Source organism: Spiroplasma endosymbiont of Nomada rufipes (genome assembly GCF_964277355.1).
GTDB lineage: Bacteria > Bacillota_I > Bacilli_A > Mycoplasmatales > VBWQ01 > Spiroplasma_E.
Genome location: NZ_OZ195517.1, coordinates 1,049,521 through 1,068,951, shown reverse-complemented (window position 1 = coordinate 1,068,951; position 19,431 = coordinate 1,049,521). Strand labels below are relative to the sequence as shown.

The 19,431-nt window shown below is 22.2% G+C and carries 22 protein-coding genes; 3 read left to right on the top strand and 19 right to left on the bottom strand.

Translation table 4 applies throughout. The features are described 5' to 3' along the window. Positions 1-9 precede the first annotated feature (9 nt). The 4 genes from ACICQF_RS05885 to ACICQF_RS05870 all read right to left on the bottom strand — a co-directional run bounded on the left by ACICQF_RS05885 (position 10) and on the right by ACICQF_RS05870 (position 5,866). On the bottom strand, positions 10-900 hold the full coding sequence (locus tag ACICQF_RS05885; RefSeq protein WP_395473128.1) for a hypothetical protein: 891 nt from the start codon (positions 898-900) through the stop codon (positions 10-12). Between the two features lie 830 nt (positions 901-1,730). Next, entirely contained in the window at positions 1,731-3,992 is a 2,262-nt protein-coding gene (locus ACICQF_RS05880; protein ID WP_395473127.1) for a hypothetical protein, read from the bottom strand. Further along, positions 3,982-4,704, bottom strand: coding sequence for a hypothetical protein (locus tag ACICQF_RS05875; RefSeq protein ID WP_395473125.1), 723 nt, complete (start codon positions 4,702-4,704; stop codon positions 3,982-3,984). Before ACICQF_RS05875 ends, ACICQF_RS05880 begins: the two co-directional genes overlap by 11 nt. Continuing rightward, a complete protein-coding gene (locus ACICQF_RS05870) occupies positions 4,625-5,866 on the bottom strand; it encodes a hypothetical protein (protein ID WP_395473124.1) in 1,242 nt (413 codons plus the stop codon). Before ACICQF_RS05870 ends, ACICQF_RS05875 begins: the two co-directional genes overlap by 80 nt. A 40-nt stretch (positions 5,867-5,906) precedes the next feature. On the opposite strand from ACICQF_RS05870, the gene ACICQF_RS05865 reads away from it, so the two are divergent. After that, a complete protein-coding gene (locus ACICQF_RS05865) occupies positions 5,907-6,857 on the top strand; it encodes an IS30 family transposase (protein WP_395473123.1) in 951 nt (316 codons plus the stop codon). Here ACICQF_RS05865 and ACICQF_RS05860 read toward each other — a convergent pair. The 13 genes from ACICQF_RS05860 to ACICQF_RS05800 all read right to left on the bottom strand — a co-directional run bounded on the left by ACICQF_RS05860 (position 6,854) and on the right by ACICQF_RS05800 (position 15,285). Next, positions 6,854-7,075 carry a hypothetical protein gene (locus ACICQF_RS05860; protein WP_395473122.1) on the bottom strand — a complete coding sequence of 74 codons (222 nt, stop codon included), beginning with the start codon at positions 7,073-7,075 and terminating at the stop codon, positions 6,854-6,856. The two genes, ACICQF_RS05865 and ACICQF_RS05860, sit on opposite strands and share 4 nt — an antisense overlap. Before the next feature lie 2 nt (positions 7,076-7,077). Continuing rightward, positions 7,078-7,578, bottom strand: a complete 501-nt coding sequence (locus tag ACICQF_RS05855; protein ID WP_395473121.1) for a hypothetical protein — start codon at positions 7,576-7,578, stop codon at positions 7,078-7,080. A 21-nt stretch (positions 7,579-7,599) separates the two neighbouring features. Beyond that, positions 7,600-8,562, bottom strand: coding sequence for a hypothetical protein (locus ACICQF_RS05850; protein WP_395473119.1), 963 nt, complete (start codon positions 8,560-8,562; stop codon positions 7,600-7,602). A 4-nt stretch (positions 8,563-8,566) separates the two neighbouring features. Next, positions 8,567-10,015 carry a hypothetical protein gene (locus tag ACICQF_RS05845; protein WP_395473118.1) on the bottom strand — a complete coding sequence of 483 codons (1,449 nt, stop codon included), beginning with the start codon at positions 10,013-10,015 and terminating at the stop codon, positions 8,567-8,569. 43 nt (positions 10,016-10,058) lie between these two features. Further along, positions 10,059-10,409 (bottom strand): hypothetical protein, encoded by a 351-nt coding sequence (locus tag ACICQF_RS05840; protein ID WP_395473116.1) that lies wholly within the window; start codon positions 10,407-10,409, stop codon positions 10,059-10,061. A 3-nt stretch (positions 10,410-10,412) separates the two neighbouring features. After that, the gene (locus tag ACICQF_RS05835; protein ID WP_395473114.1) at positions 10,413-10,931 is read right to left on the bottom strand and encodes a hypothetical protein; all 519 of its coding nucleotides are present in this window, start codon (positions 10,929-10,931) and stop codon (positions 10,413-10,415) included. Beyond that, entirely contained in the window at positions 10,932-11,303 is a 372-nt protein-coding gene (locus ACICQF_RS05830; RefSeq protein ID WP_395473113.1) for a hypothetical protein, read from the bottom strand. Positions 11,304-11,465: 162 nt separating this feature from the next. Then, positions 11,466-11,843 (bottom strand): hypothetical protein, encoded by a 378-nt coding sequence (locus ACICQF_RS05825; RefSeq protein WP_395473112.1) that lies wholly within the window; start codon positions 11,841-11,843, stop codon positions 11,466-11,468. 5 nt (positions 11,844-11,848) lie between these two features. Continuing rightward, positions 11,849-12,628 (bottom strand): hypothetical protein, encoded by a 780-nt coding sequence (locus tag ACICQF_RS05820; RefSeq protein WP_395473111.1) that lies wholly within the window; start codon positions 12,626-12,628, stop codon positions 11,849-11,851. Beyond that, positions 12,594-12,884: a hypothetical protein gene (locus tag ACICQF_RS05815; RefSeq protein WP_395473110.1), complete on the bottom strand. Its 291-nt coding sequence runs from the start codon at positions 12,882-12,884 to the stop codon at positions 12,594-12,596. The genes ACICQF_RS05820 and ACICQF_RS05815 overlap by 35 nt, the downstream gene beginning before the upstream one ends. Before the next feature lie 2 nt (positions 12,885-12,886). Next, positions 12,887-14,221: a hypothetical protein gene (locus ACICQF_RS05810; RefSeq protein ID WP_395473109.1), complete on the bottom strand. Its 1,335-nt coding sequence runs from the start codon at positions 14,219-14,221 to the stop codon at positions 12,887-12,889. A gap of 55 nt (positions 14,222-14,276) precedes the next feature. Then, positions 14,277-14,774 carry a hypothetical protein gene (locus ACICQF_RS05805; protein ID WP_395473108.1) on the bottom strand — a complete coding sequence of 166 codons (498 nt, stop codon included), beginning with the start codon at positions 14,772-14,774 and terminating at the stop codon, positions 14,277-14,279. Positions 14,775-14,919: 145 nt separating this feature from the next. After that, positions 14,920-15,285 (bottom strand): hypothetical protein, encoded by a 366-nt coding sequence (locus ACICQF_RS05800; RefSeq protein ID WP_395473107.1) that lies wholly within the window; start codon positions 15,283-15,285, stop codon positions 14,920-14,922. 102 nt (positions 15,286-15,387) lie between these two features. Between ACICQF_RS05800 and ACICQF_RS05795 the strand changes: the two genes are divergently transcribed. After that, a complete protein-coding gene (locus ACICQF_RS05795) occupies positions 15,388-15,957 on the top strand; it encodes a hypothetical protein (RefSeq protein ID WP_395473105.1) in 570 nt (189 codons plus the stop codon). A 731-nt stretch (positions 15,958-16,688) separates the two neighbouring features. Here ACICQF_RS05795 and ACICQF_RS05790 read toward each other — a convergent pair. Beyond that, positions 16,689-17,210: an IS30 family transposase gene (locus ACICQF_RS05790; protein WP_395473104.1), complete on the bottom strand. Its 522-nt coding sequence runs from the start codon at positions 17,208-17,210 to the stop codon at positions 16,689-16,691. A gap of 221 nt (positions 17,211-17,431) precedes the next feature. Here ACICQF_RS05790 and ACICQF_RS05785 point away from each other — a divergent pair, with 221 nt between their 5' ends. Next, positions 17,432-17,800 (top strand): hypothetical protein, encoded by a 369-nt coding sequence (locus ACICQF_RS05785; RefSeq protein ID WP_395473103.1) that lies wholly within the window; start codon positions 17,432-17,434, stop codon positions 17,798-17,800. Between the two features lie 93 nt (positions 17,801-17,893). Here the strand turns inward: ACICQF_RS05785 and ACICQF_RS05780 are convergent, their stop codons facing one another. Beyond that, the gene (locus ACICQF_RS05780; protein WP_395473101.1) at positions 17,894-19,288 is read right to left on the bottom strand and encodes a hypothetical protein; all 1,395 of its coding nucleotides are present in this window, start codon (positions 19,286-19,288) and stop codon (positions 17,894-17,896) included. Positions 19,289-19,431: the final 143 nt, after the last annotated feature.

Sequence of the window (19,431 nt, the reverse complement as noted above, 5' to 3'; positions counted from 1 at the left end):
TTTAAATTTTTAAGCAGGTGGTGTACCACAATTAACAGGACCTCAAACTTTTATATCACCAAACATTATGGTTAAAAATGCTGGTGCATTAGTATAAGTATTTATTATTTGCTTTCCTTGACTATCTGAACTTCATGATAAATGAACCAAAATATCAGAATTTTTTACTAAACCTAATAACTTACATAAAGATTTAAATTGTTTTTTTGCTTTTTGTCCATCAGTATCAGAATTTCATGGTAATTGTTTAATAACCGGCTGATTTTGTTTATAAGCAGATGTACCTTCAAATGTTATATTTCAGGCGCTTGATGATTTTTGTATCATTTGACTAACAACACTAGGAACAAGCAAATCACTTTCTTTTGTTTTAATATTAATTTTTTTTAATACAGTATTATTACTTTTAACTTCAATTTGACAAGTACCACTAGCAACTTTAAAGTCAGTTGTATCTTTTTTTTCAATTTTACCTGAATTATTATTTTGTAATACTGCAGATAAAGAAGTAATAGATGTAACATCAGTATCTGAATAATCTTGACTTTCATTACCAGATTTAAAACCTAAATCATATAATAATTTTGCAGATTCAACATTTTTTGCTTTAAATTTACCCACAACTGAACCTTGAACTAATAATTTCGTTTTAAAAAGTGCAGTAGGTTTAATTAACGAATCATCAGCAATAATTGAATATTTTTCTTTTCTAACAGTGCTATCATAATTTAATTTTTGAACAATTAAACTTTTTCCATCAGTATCATATCATCCTAATAATTTTGCAATATCAGCATGTGACTCCGGTGTCTTTGCGCCACAAGCAACAACTGAACTTGCTGCAACAGTACTCAAACTAACTGCTCCTAATAATTTTAATAATGTTTTAATATTTCTCATATAATATTACCTCCATTATCTAAAATTTCTATTTATTATTATAAATTATTTTTTTAGATATTTAATATTTATGCTTAAAATTATGTAAAGTAATAAAAAATAGTTATCAGTTAAGGTAACTATTTAATTAGGTGCCAACCTAATTATTTATAAATAAAACATAAGTTTGAAAAAAATTGATATTATCATCATATTACTTACATAAGTAAGTAATTTAAGTATATATTAATCTTTTATAATTTAAAAGTATTTTTAAAAATAAAAAGTTACTATTTATTGTAGTAACTTTTTATCTAAATCTAACTATGAGATGAGTTTACATATAATCTATAACTTACCAACCTTAAAAGGTAAGTATTTTTACATTATACATTAATATTTAAGATTGTGGGGAAATATTATTTTGTTTAGATTTGCTTTTAAATTTAAAAATAGATTTTAATTTTGGAAATTTTCGAATTAACTTTAAAATTATTGGAATAAAATAAAAATATAATAACTCAATACATGCAAAAATAATAAATATATAATAAACATTTTTTAAATTCATACTACTATTAAAAAATAAAAAAAGTAATGGACTTATAAATAAAAAACTTAAGGTGGTATATATATATATATATATAGTTTTTTAAATTTTTATTATCACAAAAACGAATGAATAACTTATATGGTACAAACATTAGAAATAAAAATGTCAAAGATATGGCAATTGAAATTGTGTAAGGAGAATTTATAAAATCACCTCATCATGGTCAAAATTCATTACGATTTAAAAAATACATGTTTATTCACTTCCTAGAACTTAATTATATTTTAATTTTACCAAATTATCTTGCATTTAAAACTATTTTATTAATATTAGATTTAAGATTTGATATATATCTATATGCTCAACTTTTATCTGCTTCTCTTTGTGCAGAATTGGTATATTCTATTTTACCTAAATTGCCTTGTAAATAAATAATTCAATTTAATTTTTCTGAGTTATTAATTATACTAAATGCTATAGGATAATCATTACTTATTTTTTGTTCATAAGAATCATAAGACTTCTTAATTTTTAAATCGAATGAATAATTACATAATGAATATGAAGTAAAAACATTATAATTACTAATACTTTTATAATAAGCATTTGCAAAATAATCAGTAACTTCTTTTGGAGCAACTGTTCCAAATTTACTAAAAAAGCCAGCATCTGGAAAATTACTTTTGTTTATTTTTAAATCTTTTAAATCAATAGTTATACTTGTAGTTTCTTCTTTTGATGGTGTAAAAGTTTCACTATTAATATCAATAATAGTTAAATCAGAGTTCTTGGAATTTGATATTGTTTCAAATTTATAACTATAATATATTGTTATACTTTTATAAAATCTTTGTAAATCATTAAAAGTATTAATTAATAATGTAGGGTCTAATAATGAATTTAAATCTACTTCATATTTATTAAATTTACTTGTATTTTTATCTTCTCATTCTTTTATATTACTATATCCATTTTTTATTAATGACACATCATTTGCTGTAATTTCAATTTTTAAATCTGGAATAATAACAATTGATTTTGCTATATTTTGAGGACTTGGTGGTAATATTTTTGCAGGATAACTAAATGTAGTTTCTTCACTTTCTTCATATTCATCATGATTTAATTTATATAAAGTTGTTCAATTAAAAGCATTACCAGTTAAAGCACCCATATTATTATATCTAAACTGAGCAACTGATATTTCATTATAATCACCTTGATAAGTAAATGGATTATCACTATAAAATGTATGTCTTTCTTCACCTTGATGTAAACTTTGTGTAACAATTGTATCAATAATATAAGCATAATTTGAACCATCAATAACTCCATTACTTGTAGGATTTCATTGACATTCAGTATCTTCATTAGTTAATGGTGAAGAAATATCTAAAAATTCAGTATCTTCTGCCATTATATATACTTTATCATCTATTATATGATTAAAAATTTCTTTTGTTTTCTTTTGTGATAAATCAACTGTACTTATTTGTTCTTTTACTTCTAACTTTTTACCAGTTTTAGCATCTCATGGATAAACACTAATTCTATCACTTAATTTCATTGTCATAGCAGTTGTTGAAACATTTGCACCTAATAATTTACCAATAGTAAAATCATTATCATTTGTAAAAGCATTTAAAGGAATTAAACCACCATTACCAATAATATTTTCTAAATTACTTGTAAAAAAAGCACTCATAAAACCATTAAAATATAACATTTTTTTATATTGTTGAGCATTTTGAGTAATAACTCAACTACTTCATATACCTAATGTTAAAGCATTTAATAATTTACCAATTAAAGGAATATCACTTAATGCAAATGGTAATCATTGTTGACTATCATAAGGCATTTGTATTAATGGTGAAAATACTACACTATTAAAATTTAATATTGCTGACATATATTTTTGACTTATTTTTGAATAATCAACAGTTGGTGAACCAATAACTAATCCAGAATCTGGGTCTTTATATTTAAAATTACTTGACATATCAACATTATAATTACCTGTTAAATTATTTATATTTCATTCACTATCTCAAAAGAATTTTGCTTCTCCTACTGATGTACCATTACTTAATCTTGCTTTATCTTTATCAAAAGATAACATACCTTTAAAATCTTTTGTTACAAATAAATTATCTTGAAAATTTAATGAAGTTTTTAATCATTCTGTAAAATTTTTAAAATTAGTAAATCCAGTAGGTTTAGCGTCCATAATATTATAAAATTTTGTTTCTGGATGACTACTTGTAGTTATTTTATCATTTATTCCAGCAAGTAAACCACCATTATTTTTAGTATCAGTTGTAGATAAATCATTATTACCAGCAATAAATAATATTCTTGAAGCAAATACTTTACTTTCAAATATTTCTTCATTATTTTGTTGTATTGGTTCTTGACCTTGAATTATTGGTCTTCCATAATAATAACAACTTGTTAATAATTCTAATCCATAACTTTGTCTATGACTATATCTTACTCCTATATCACGCATTAAAGTACGATTTAAGGTTACTTTTCCTTTTTCAATACTAGGAAACATAACCACTACCCGGGCTTGCATATTGTACAAAATCAAGTGTATTTTGACCACTACTAATTACTCTATCATTTAAACTACTAAAAGTTAAAACTTGCATACTAAATGCACCATTATAAGGACTATAATAATTTGTTACATTTGAAATATATAATAATTGTCTATCTTGATTTTTACCACTATTACCACCAATATTTTCATTTTCATCATTAAATACAACAAAAAATTGTAAATAATCATCAATTGTAATATGTTCTTCAAACATTACTAAAGTATATTGCCTTTTAGTTTGTACTGTTTTAAATATTTGATTATTTGGTAAATTACTAAAATCAACACCACTTGTATCATCAATTAAATAAGCATTTCAATAATCACCAATTTTATATTGTTTTGTATAAAATTCATCTTGACCACTAGATTTATGAGTATCTGGATTAATAATACCTTTATTTTTTTGATATATTTTTGTACTATTTTTTCAAATACATACAACTGGAGTATTACCAGTTAATATTAATTCATATTGACCAAAATCACTAATTTTACTATTAATAGTCTTATAACCAGTTTCAGTTAAAGGTATAGCACCATTATTTATAATAAATGGAAATATTTTTCAATAACTACATCTTTTAATTAATTGTTGAGTTTGTTTTAATGCTAGATGTGCTTGTTTCATTAATTGAATTTTCATTGCGTTGCTCATTATCATTTTGATTTTCTCCTAATTTATTATTTATTTTTATATCTGATTTAATAATATTTTCTAATTTATTTTCAGCCATTAAAGGGTCAATATTATCATATTCACCAATTGCTTCTTCTTGTGACATTGTTCCATTATTTAATCTTGAATTAATAATTTGGTCTTGTACTATTTGGTCAGTCATAGCAATTGGAATAAATTTAAAACTATAAGGTCTTTCACTATTACTATCTCAATAACCTTTATAAGTAACTAAAATATCAAGCATTCTATAAATATAAGGAGTATAATGTGCAATTTTTGTTTCTGTAGTTTCCGTATCATATTTATTATTAAACATACTTTGTGTTTTATTAGTATAAACATCACTACCATGTTCATCATAATCATAACCAGAACCATTAAATATTAATTTAGCAGTATTATTAATATCTAATCAATAATTATCAAATTTAGGGTCACCTTGAATAACTACCATACTTGAATTACCATTTTTATTATAAATTTCTACACCAACATCAATAAGAAAATCATCAGCAAATTCACTAATATCCATTTCATTATTTTTTAATTTTAATATTTGTTCTGGTTTTAATTTACCTAATGCTCTAGTTCTATTTAATACTCTTTCTTTTTGTTTTTGTGTAAATGCTTTATTAACATCATGAATTAATTTATAAACATTTTGACAATCTGGATATGCATTTAATTGTGTTGAATTACCATATAAATTTAAATAAGGTAAATTTGTTATTTCAACAATTGGTAAATAATCAAATGGATTTTTTAATTCATATTCTTCAACTGGTTCAATATTAGGTTTTATTTTAGTTTTTGTAGAACCTAAAATAATTTCTTTTGAACCACTAAATACTTCCACTTTTACTTTTCCATTTTGCATAGTAACTCATGTTAATTTTGCACTATCACTTTGTTCTTGTTGAAAAAATAATTCTGCTGATTGTTCTTGTTCATTAAATTTAGCAACTCTATCCATAAAACTTGGTGTTGGAACAAGTAATGTTAATTCATTATTTTTAGTTAACATTAACATTAAAAATGATTTTCCTAATAAACTTTCTTGTAAACCAAATTTATATAATTGCTGAATTATACTTGTAAGTGCAAGTAAATAAAATTGCAAAAAATTATCATATAAAAATTTCATAATGCTAAATTTAGTTTAGAAAAAAGTAAGGAGTTTTTATATGAGTTATAAACATCTTGGCATAGATGAAAGGATTTATATTGAGAATCAATTGAAATTTAAATTTAAAATTAGTGAGATAGCTAAAAATCTTAATCGAAGTATTAGTACTATTATTCGAGAAATTAATAGAAATAAAGATAATAATCATTATTTTTCATTAATTGCACAAAATAAAGCTGAAAATCGAAAACAATCACATATTAGTTTTCATAAGTTTAAAAATAAGAATTTAGTAAAATATGTACAACAAAAATTACTATTAGGTTGATCACCTGAACAAATTTATGGCAGAATTAAAAATTTTCATAAAGAGTGAGTTATTAGTTTTAAAACAATTTATACTTGAATTTATTTTGGAATGCTTGATAAAGTTACTAGTAAAAATTTAAGAAGAAAAGGTAAAAAACGAAAATCTAAAGAAAATCGTGGCAAGTTTAATGGTAAATCAATTAAAGAACGAGATATAAATGTTAATGATCGTATAACACTTGGTCATTGAGAAGGAGATACTATAGTATCATCAAGAGGCAAAAGCAAATCATGTTTAATAACTTTAGTTGAAAGAGTATCACGATTTACTTTAGCAATATTAGTTAAAAACAGAACTACTAAAGTTATTAATAAAAATGTCAGTTATTATTTATCAATTCTTCCTAAAAACATTGTTAAAACTATTACTTTTGATCGTGGCAAAGAATTTTCAAATTGACAACAACTTGAAAAAAATTTAGATGTAAAAATTTATTTTGCCAATCCATATTCACCTTGACAAAGAGGTACTAATGAAAATACTAATGGTTTAATTAGAGAAAAATTTCCTAAAAAATTTATTTTTTCAAAAACTAATAAAAATGAAGTTCATAAATTTATATTGTCTTTAAATCAAAGACCGAGAAAAATATTAAATTATCTTTCACCAATCGAATATTTGGATATAAAAATAATTTAGTTGCACTTACCTTTACAATTTAGCAATTTTTCAAATCATTTATCTTTATCTTTTGATTTATTTAAAAAATCTAATAAATCTTTATCTTTACTTTGAAATAATAAACCTTTACCTAATCATAATTTAGTTGATTTTTGAGCAATAATCATAGGTATATCTAAAAATCACTCTACTTTATCAAAAGTATCTAAATATTGATATGGATTATTATTTATCATTTTTATCACTCCTTATTAAATAAATTAAATTTATTTTTATTAATTAATAATTCATTATTTATTTGTTCAATTAATCATTTCATATCATTCATTAATGCATAACAATCACTATCTCAAGTATCATCATGTAAATCTAACATTTGTGGTTCATTATTAACATTATCTAATTTAGTTTTAGATAATCATTGAATTAAATTATATTGACGTTTAGTATTAGGACAACGTTCTCAATTATAACTAAGAAATTTTTTTATTAATCCAGTAGTAGTAAAATCAATTCTATCTTTTAAAAACATTATTGATTTATCAAAAGGTTCAAAATTTAATCATTTCATATTTTTTTTATTTTTTTCTACATTTAAAACATCAATAAATGCTTGACCACCATTACCATAATCAACATAACAAGTAAAACCATAAAACATAACATGATATTTTTGTGCTTCATATAAATAATAATCAATAATACTATTTGCTAATTCATAAGTATTTTTAAATTGCATAGTATTATTACTATGATAAAATTAACTTTCTTTATGTGCTCTTCTACATTTATCATTTTCACCAATAAATCATAATGAAGCAGCAGTTGGATGACCACTTGAACTTGTTGCCATACCTATATCTAATCCACCAGTTATTTTAGATACTTGAAAATCTAATTTAGTATTTACTTTATCTAAATATCTAGCAAATATAGCCCCTTGTAAAACACTAGGTACACCATAATATCATGACTGTGCTTTTATAGGGTCTAATACTTTTAATTCTTCTAAATCATTAATCATATCTAATGTAAGATTATGAGCGTTTACTTTTCAATTACTATAATGAAATAATTTAAAGATATTATTATCAAATACTGATTTAATTTGTTCATTTTTAGATTTCATAATTTCTAAATTAAAAGGTACTATATTATTAATATATTCAATAAAATATTGATAAATATTATCTGGATTACAACTTTTTATTTTTATTCTTTTTTTAGCATTACCTAATGCAAATGTTATTGCTTGAAATTCTTGTTGACTAAATTCATTTGCTTCTTCACATCATTCAATTGCTAAATCAAAACCTTTGATTTCACTTCTAGAAAATCATTTTAAAGGTATTCTATCATTTGAATTACTATATACACCCATTACTCTAATAAAAGATTTTGTACCTTTAAATCTAAAATCTGCTTGTTTATTTGGATATTTTAAAGTAAAATCTTTATAATCATTCAATCCAATTGTTATTAAAGCATTATATATTTCTTTTACTAAATCATTAATATCTTTATTTAATTTTCTAAAACAATATATAGCAATTGATTTATTAACTTTAATTGAAATTGCTATTAATATTGCTAATTCTTCTGCAATACTATATGTTTTACTTGAATATCTACTACCACTTAAATTATATTCACTATGAGTAAAATCACTTTTATTTAATAATCAATAACTAATTTCATGTAAATAAGTAAATTCTTTATTCATAATATTATTCCTGTAATTCTTCTAATTTTCAAAGATTACCATATGAATTATTATCTCATCCAAATTTATCAGGATTTCCTTTTTCTAATTTTAATAATTTATTATCTAAACTTGCAATAACTACAACAGCAGGAACTTTGCCATTATATGAATATACAAATTCTTGTGACATAAATGTATGTTCCGATGAAGGTGTACAATTTGTTGGAGAAATATTGTACCAAATTTTATATTTTGTATCGGGTAAACAGTTATAAGTAATTCAATCTTTATTATCACTACAAAAAACATCTGCTACTTTTTTTCATTGCGGAATATTTTGACTTGATTGTTTTTTATTAATTTCATTAATAGCACCAGCAACAGTCTTATCAGTGGTTTCTAAATTAGGAATTTCAGTACCAACAATATTTAAAGCAAAAGCATATTGAAATTGTTCTTTATCCATTTTATCTTCTAATTTTTTGTCTAAAGTTCGTAAATTAACAGCATCTTGTGGTTGTGTAGGGTCTGCAATATCAACAATTCTAGTATTATTTGAAGTAATAATTCTTTTTTCTTTAGGTTGTATTATATTTGTACTATTAGGGTCTACTTCTCATAATGATTCACCACTACCACCAGTAGCGCTAATAGTATTAGTTTTTTCATCAATCTTAATATTTTCACCAGCAATTAATTTATCTTGTTTTTTACCTACTAAATCATCAACATATACTTTAGTTGTAGCATCACTTAAAAATGTAGGTGTACCAACATCAATAATTCTTTTACCATTAGCACTAATACCTTTATTATCTTTTGGATTTATAAAATTAGGATTCGTTTCATTAATTTTTCATAATGAATTATCAATATCAGTTTTAATACCTCTAGTATCAATATCAACTACTGGACTATCTAAATTTTCAGGTTGATAAATATTAATTTTTACTCTTTTATCACTACTTTTAAGATTTAAAATTTTTAAATATTCAATTAATCTATTAATTTCACCATGATTACTTAAAAATTTTGAAAAATAACTTTGTTTATTAGGTAAATTTAAAGGAAATCCTTGCATATTTTCATATTCATTTATATCTCTTAAATAATTAAATACTTGTGGAGGTATAAAATAAGGGTCTTCTGGATTATTTTGTGAATAAACTATACCACCTTGACCAATACTTGCTTGACCACGTGCATATTCAACACCTTTACTTAATAAAAAATTAACATAATGAGTAGTTGCTGTTTGAATATTATCAGTAAATTTAGTTGGATTTATTTCTGGTCATTTTTTTGAAATAGTAAAACCACTTAAATAATCAATATTATTACTTACAATTTCAATTGCATATCTAATTTCACTATCTGGTGTTGTAATTTCATCAAATAATTGATTATTAAAACCTTTTCAATTTTTAAATTCTTCAATTGTAATAAACATTAATGGGTCTTTAATAGCCATAATAATTTACTCCTTAATGTAAAATAAAGGGTATTTAAACCCTTTAAATTTTAACTTTAGTTGCTTTTTTCTTATCTTTTTCAGTTAATTCTTTTCTAGATGCTCTTTGACTGATAATAGTATTTTTAAATACTTCATCTTTTTCTTCATCATTATTAAAACTATCAAGTAATTTTGCAACTGATGTAGTTTCTAATTGTAATTGAGAATTTATTTGTTTAATATTTGCTTTAATAAATTCTAATTCTTTATTATTTTTTAATTCTTTTGCTAAATTTGATTGTTTTGTTTTTTTAATAATTTTTGATAAAAATAATAAAACAATAGTAACAATTACTCCACTAGCAACTGCTCCACTTAATACTGATGAAATTACTGTTGTAGATAAATTCATTTTTTATTCCTCCAATTGAATTTTATTTGAATGTTGTTTACATAATTGACATTCTTTTTTATGTTTTTTAATATTTTTATATTGATATATTAAATATGGACTTGTAATAATAATTGGTATTGTTATTAATACATATTTAATCAATTTTCCATAATTACCTAATTTAGTTACTAAATTTAGTCCAATATGACCAAACATAGGAAATAAAGTTAATATTAAATGGTCAGGTCAAGTAAAATTATATTGATTAGTATAACTACCTATTCCCATTTCTATTGGTATTTTAGGTATTAATCATGGTGTTATTGTAAAAAATAATGTTATTAACATACCAAGACTATGACTTGTTATTTTTAAAATATTTGATATTAAAATTTTAATTTTATCAATATGAGTACTATTTTTATTAAATCAAATCTTATTTAATCTTTTATATTCTTTATTATCTTTACTTAATGGATTAATAGTATTTCATATACCAATTGGTTTAATTGGTTTATCTAATTCAATAATAATTATCACCTACTTTCATGTTTTATAAAAATTAGAATTTTGTTTAATTTTTATATATTTATTTGTATGTAAAGAATTTTTTAATAATTGTTTTCTTTCATATCTTCATTGATTACTTCCTATTTCATTTTTAGATAAAGTTTTATATTCTTTTAATTTAAAAAAACCTTTTTCTAATCTATTAATAAAATTCATAGTTTTTTGTACATTAATATTATTTGGATAAATTACATTTGTATCTTGTGAACCATAATATTTACCTTTTTTTGCTAATTCACTTTTAACATATTTTCTTAATTGACTTGGTAATCATTTTCTATTTCAAAATTTTCAAAATATAGTTCCAGCACCAGTACCATTTTTACCTTTTGCTTGTGTCATTAATATTCATATTTCTTGTGGAAATGCTGGATAAGTATAAGGACCATATCATATTTTTCTTTTATCATTATCACTTTGAAATAATGTTGTTAATGTTCCAATTTTTAAATTTTTATTGTCAACAGTAAATCTACCTTTTTTAAATCATGAACTTGATAATACTTATCATGCATTATTTGGTATTTCTTCTTCATTTTCTTTAAATAAATTATTAAATTTATTTACATAATTTTTAACTGTTCTAATTTCTGTTGGCATAATAGATTTTTTTAAACTATTTACTGGCTTTTTAAATTTATGAATTTCATGTTGAAGTATACTTAATTCATTTGGTTTTAATATACTTATTAATTTTTTAAGTATATTTGGATTTAAAAATGAATAATGTTGATGTATTTCATTTTCATTAACATTTTCACTATCAAATACTGCTTTTAATGATTGATTTTTATAATATTGTTTTAAAACATTTATTAATGCTAATTTAATATCATTAGTTGCTAAAGCATAGTATATTCATTCAATAATTAAAGGGTTCATATGGCTTACAAACCGTTATATACAGTTGCTCTATATATTGGTTGTGTTCTCTCTAAAACATCATTAATTAATCTTCTATTTTCGCTAGTAAATGTTGTTTCTTGCATTTCTTCACTATTATGATTTGTTTCCATAGGTAATAAATTATGAATAATTTCAGATGCACCAGCAACAATAGTCGGAACTGCATAAGCATTCATAAAATCATTATTAATACCCATTGCAACACCACTTGAAATCAAACATCCACCAGTAGCCATATTTGCTATTTTACGTATATTTTCAAACTTGCTAGGTATTAATTCAGTAATACCAGCAAGTAAATTGGCAATACCATATGAATTTAAAGATATATAAGTATCTCAATCCATTAAATGATTATTATCAATATTAGTAGTATTTAATAATAAATCTGGAAAAGGATTAACTGTAGTTGTACTAGTAGTAGTTATAGGAATAGGTGTAGTTGTTGGTTCTATAGGATTTATATTATTAGTAAATTTAGCATAATTAACTAAACCTATTGTTCCTAATCCTAGTAATATTTTTTTAGAACTATTTAATAATTTAGTTTTAGTATTTGGCATTTGATTTAAATTTCAAATATCAATCCCTAATTTTTTTGAAAAAAATAAAGCATTTATACTTCCTAAAATAGGATTACCTATTAATTGGCCATAATAAGCACTTGTACCTATCATTGCTGATAATGGTGATAATCCAGTTCTTATTAATTTTAATAAAGTATAATTACTCAATTGTGTAGTCTCAGCATGTTGTGGCATGTTTATTTTCTCCTTTTAATAATTTAGTAACTTTTTTAATTTGAATAAGTATTTTACCTTTGTAATGAATATTATCTCCAACAAAAACAGCAAAACTTTCATGTTGATTTGATACAATAACATAATTTTGATTTAAATTAGGATATTCATAAAGTAATATTGCTAATATATCTTTTGAACTATTTAAATCTTCTGGTTTTTGTGAATTTATAATAATATGTGATTTATTATTAAAAACTTCATAAATATAATTCATAATTACGCCTTAGTATAAGTTAATTTAACTATTCCAATATAATCAGTACCATTACCAGTCATAGTAGCAGATGTATCAGTAATAACATCATATTTTGCTTTAGTTGCAGCAAATCCAACATTACCAGCCTTTACTATTGCAGTATCCAATTCAGCATTAGTAGGTTTATCACCAGCCATAGTAATTTTTCCTAAATCTTTATAATAAATTACATTTTCTAAATCTAAAAGAAAATCATCATAATCAGTCTTTTTAAAAGTAGCATCAGTTTTTTTCTCAACTTTACTTCATTCTTTAGCACGTGCACTTTGAATTTCTTGTACAGTAGGCATTTTAGACATAATAATATACATTAAATCTGGTCTAATAGCAGTAGGTGCTGAATATAAACATTTTCCTAATCATTTCATATTTCCAGTATTTGGGTCAAGAATTTGTCTAATTTTTTCAAATGAAATAGGCATACCTCACATATATCTATTAATCATTGCACCTAACATATCATTTAAAATATAATCTTTTTCTAAATGCATAGCAGTTAATGATTTTTGTTCTTCTGTACTATGAATAAAATCTTTTTCTAAAAAGAAACTTTCATATATTTCTACACCCATTACTGATGTTTTATACAATTTTCCAATTGTTACAGTATCAGCAGCAATTTGTGAATAATTTAATAATGCAAATGCTTTTGTCATTTGTAATGTTCCATCAATTCCAAATACACCAGTAATATCTGATTTATTACCACCAACCATAATATCTGTAATTTTTTTAATTAATTGTTTATTATTTTTATAACCAATTTTATAAAATGCTTCTTTTGCAGTTTCTGGAGTTAAATTTAATAAATTAATAGGTAATACTAATGATTTAGCAATAGCATAATCTTTAATACCTTGTAAAAAACTTAATTCTAAATTATAAAATAAATTATCTGTCATACTTGAAACTCATCCACTAACCATAGATGCTGCAACCTCTGGTGTTGAACTTAAAAATCTTTCAATATCAAATTCGGTTACTTTTCAATCAATAACTAATATTTGGTCTAAAATAACACTAGTTGTTTTTACTGTTCCTACTTGTTTTTTAGTTCCAGTATTATCATCTCATATAGAACCTCATACTAATCGTGCTATTGCTCGATAAATAGCGATTCCTACACCAGTTAAATTACTAATTTGATTTGGTGTAATAGTTGTTCTTAAATATACTGATGTCATTTCATTAGTTAAAACACCACGTATTTGTGCTTCCATTACACTTAAAATTGCTTTTTCTGTTGAACTATTACCACCAGTAACTAAAGCCTTTGGTAAATCTGGTAAAGCCATTATTTTCTCTCCTTAATAAAAATTAAGCAGAAAATATTTAATTATTTAATTTATATTATTTATTACCACGTGCAACACTAATTAAAGTAGCTAATTCTCTTTGGTCAGTAATACCAGTAGTTTTTGCTTTTTCTTTAAGTTGATTAATTTTATTATTATCTGCTATTTGGTCTAAATCAGAAATAATTTTTGGATTAAATATTTTAATTTCTTCTTGTTTTATTTCTGGTTTAATTTCATTATTATTAAATAATTCTGCATAATCTTCTTTTATTTTATTTAAATCAGAATGTTTATCAAATTCTTTATATTCACTATTCATTAATAATTTAGCAAGTTTTACTTGTTTATCATTAAAATTAGTAAATAATTCTTTTTCTTGATATTCATTTACTTTTATTTCATATTCTTTTAATTTAGTTTGATATTCATTTAATTTAGGTTCAATATCTTTTTTACTTTCAGCATATACTACATTTCTATGTTGTTTTAATAAATTTTTAACATCATCTAAACTATAATTCTCTTTTTCATCAAAAGTAAAATCGCTCATACTTTTAATCTCCCTTTATTAATTTTTGATAATTCACTTGGTTAATAAGTCACTTTTATATATGTTATTTAACATATTCACTTTACTTAATTATATCATTTTTATCCTTTAAAATAAAGAAAAAATCTATATATAATATAGACCTTTAATCATTATTTTCTATTTTTCTTGGTTCACAAATATTAATAATTATATTACTTTGTGTAGTATTATCTTCTTCATTAATATCAAATTCATTTGGATGAGATTTTAATCAATGTGTATAAATTAATTCTGGTTTTACTAATGCTTTTTCTAACATATGAGTTGAAATAATACTACGTGCTTTATCATAACTTTTTAAAAAATTACGTTGTCATGGATTGCTTCTGCGTCGGCAATCAAATATAAATTTTCTATCAATTCCAAGTGCATTATTTAATCCTTGTGGTGTTAATGTTTTATTTTTAGTTCTTAAATAATTACTAATTGTAACATCATAATTTCCTAATTCTTTTCTTTGTTTTGGCATATTATCACCTTTAAAATCATTATTATCATTAAGTATATTATAACATTTCCTAATGTATCTATATATAATCATTTGTAGTTTAAAGAAGGGATTAGTAATATTATGATTTTAATGTCCGAAAAACTTGATAATTATCAACATAAAATTAATCATGAAAAACAAATGTTATTAGATTACGATAATAAAATATTAAAATATGATAATGATTGATTTTTAAATCAATATGATATAAGCAAATATAAAGTAATAAAACGTAGAAAATATTTAATAAAAAGTGAATTTGGAGTATCTTATTTACCATTAAGAACATATAAAAATAAATTAACAAATGAAATTATAACTCCAACAAGAACATATATTGATATTGATAAATATAAAAATTATACAAATTGAGTTAATAAATTAATAATTTATGAAGCAGATTTAAATAATATTACATATCCTATAATTAAACATAATTTAAAAATTGATATATCTTTATCAACTATTTGTAGAAGAGTAAAGAAAACAACTATATTTGTACAAGATTTACCACAAGAAAAAAGGCAAATATTACCTACTGATTTTATTTATATTCAATCAGATGAATCATATAATAATTTAATTGATAATAAGAAAAAAAGAAAATTTAGACATCGAACAGTAAGTATTAGTTTAGGTTTTGATTTATAAAAATCTACTGATAACAGACATGTTTTAGAAAATAAATATATTTATGTTTTATCAACTAGAAAAGGTCAAAGAATTAGTAAAAAAGAATTTGCTAAATCAATAATAACTAATTTAGATAATCTTTTTATTGGTTATAATAATAGAAATTTAAAATTAACTGGTGATGGTGCAACTTATCTTAAATCTACTGCTAATTATTTAAAAATTGATTATGCTGTAGATAAATGACATCCATTACAAAAATTAAAAAAAGTATTTATTGTAGGAAAAGGTAAAAGAACAAAAGAAAATAATAAAAAATTAAATTACGCTTATTATGAATTATTTTCAAATGGTTGTTATTATAAATTATTAGATTATTTAAAAGAAAATAATGCTGATGAAAAAATATATGAATATTTTAAAAATAATAAAGAAGGAATTAGAAATCAAAATGCTATTTGAAATATTGGTTGTAGTGCTGAAAGTGATGTATATCATTTAATAAAATCTATATCTAATAATAATGCTAAAATTTATTCAAAAGAAGCATTTTTTAATTTATTAAAATTAAAACAAGCAAGAATTAATAAATTAAAAGTGTTTGTTTAAATTTATAAAATTTAATAAATCTAAACCTAAGTAGTTAGGAATTTTTGTTGTAAAATAGTAAAAATAAAAAATATATTTTGTTGAAAAAAATATAGAAAAGATATATAATAATAGCAACAATTAATAATTTATTTTATCTTTTATTTAAAGAAAATTAAATTATATCCACATTTGAAATACGTCCCATTAACATTTATATCTCGTTCTTTAATTGATTTACCATTAAACTTGCCACGATTCTCTTGAGATTTTCGTTTTTTACCTTTTCTTCTTAAATTTTTACTAGTAACTTTATCAAGCATTCCAAAATAAATTCAAGTATAAATTGTTTTAAAACTAATAACTCACTCTTTATGAAAATTTTTAATTCTGCCATAAATTTGTTCAGGTGATCAACCTAATAGTAATTTTTGTTGTACATATTTTACTAAATTCTTATTTTTAAACTTATGAAAACTAATATGTGATTGTTTTCGATTTTCAGCTTTATTTTGTGCAATTAATGAAAAATAATGATTATTATCTTTATTTCTATTAATTTCTCGAATAATAGTACTAATACTTCGATTAAGATTTTTAGCTATTTCACTAATTTTAAATTTAAATTTCAATTGATTCTCAATATAAATCCTTTCATCTATGCCAAGATGTTTATAACTCATATAAAAACTCTTTACTTTTTTCTAAACTAAATTTAGCATTATGAAATTTTTATATGAGAAATTTTTGCAATTTTATTTAATTGCACTTACAAGTATAATTCAGCTAGTATAAATAAAAAAATATTGAAATTAATGGTTGTCTTGCAGCAGTAAGACAAATTTATAATTCACAAAGTATAAAAACACAAATAAAAATATTATTAAAATCTCCTTTTATTTGATTGAATAAACAATTTCAAAAATATAAATATGAATTAACGTTAAATCAATATCAAGCTCAATTAGAAAAATTAGAAAAAGAAATCCAAAAATTAGAAACAGATAAAGGAGGGCGAAATTTTTCTAATAAATTTTGAGTTATTATTAGTTGTGGTCGTTTTAATAATAATAGAAGCAATGAAATTAAACAACAAAAAAAGGCAAAATTATATGAAATTAAACAAAAGATTTCTGGATTAAGAAATCAAGCAACTATGCAATCTCAACCTTCAACATCTAGACATGCTGTATCTTGAAATGAAATGGATCCTAATCGCTGTTTCAATGAAATTGGATATAACGATGATAGGGGGTTTACTTCTTCGTTTTAATATATTATATAATGTATTTTTTCAGTTAATATTTTTAACTAAAATGTGTTATTTTTTTATATTTCATCAAAAGAGAAGTTAATGACTTTACTTTTACATAACTTGGATAGATGGTTGATTTGAATCTGGATGATATATCGGTTCGCTTTCATTTATTAAGTTTGCATTAAATGGTTGAAAATTAAATTGTTTTATTAATTTTTTAAAACTATAATTTTGTGCTTGTTGATTAGCAAATCTTTCTATTCCTTTTATACTATTGGTTGCTATTTCTTTTGCAATTGAAATTTTTGTTCAAAATCAATCAAAATAAGAAAAAGAAAAAGAAGTAAGAATATTTTCAAGAATTACTGTCAATAGTGTTAGTGGAAGTGCTTTTTTAATATTTTCTAAATTTATTTCTTTTTCTTCGCCATAAAGACCAGTTAATATATTTTTAAAAATTGATACAAAAAGAAGCATACTAACAGTAATACCATATTTAATAATTTTTGAAAAGTTTTGATTTTTTAAATTTTGTCATAATTTTTCAATGCAAGGTTGAGCAATTTTATCAAAAATTAATTCTTCAATTAAAATACTAGTAAAAAAGATACTTATTCTTTCTATAAAAGATATGAAGTTGAAATTTTCTTCACTAACATGTAAATATAAAAATTGATCTCAAATACTAATACCACCAATTACTAAAGAAAAAGATAAGTATTTTCATTTATTTTTTAAAGAAATAAGTTTGTAATTTAAATAAGATAAATTCATTACTATAACACCACTAATACCACTCATTAATACATCTCAAAAATTATTATAAAGATTTTCAGGTAACTTTTCTTTATGAAAATAATTTTTAGCTTCAAATAATAATACTGATCCGAAAGCAAAATTTAAAAAAATTGTATTAGGTAAAAACATATATTTTGAACTTAAAAATTTTTTAAAAAAATTAGGTTTTTCTTTATTTATTGGTAAAAAAATAGTTAAATCCAAGTCATTTAAATTATTATTGTATTTTCTTTCTTCTTCATTATTGTATATTTTATATTTTGTTTCAATTTTTTTATTTTCATTTAAATTTGATAATTCTAAAATAACTGCACCATCATTTAATATAATTTCTTTCATTAAATATAATTGATTATTAATATTTGCTATTTTTTCATTTAAAACATCACCTGTTATAAATTTCGTATTATATTCTCAATTACCATTAATATCTAATCTTTTTTGTGTTTTTCCACCATAACGATCATCAGTATCCCTTCAATCATTGCTAAAATTAACAATAGTATGTACTGAATCACCATCAAATAATAAATTGTTTAAATTATTATTTTCTCTTGCATTTGTTATTTGAACATCATTTAAAGTTATAATACTTTCAGTACTAGATGAATCATTATGATTTATTGATATATGTGAATTATTAATTCCATTATAATTAATATGTTCATTTATTTTTAATAAAGGTAATTTTTCTGTATTAATCATTTTTTCATCCCTTTCAAAATAAAAAAACCATTTACTTTAAAATGAAAGTAAATGGTTTAAAAAACTTATATTAATTTTTATATTTATTATAAAGAAATAAAACGTATTTCACAATATATTTTTATCTAGTATTTTAAATAAAG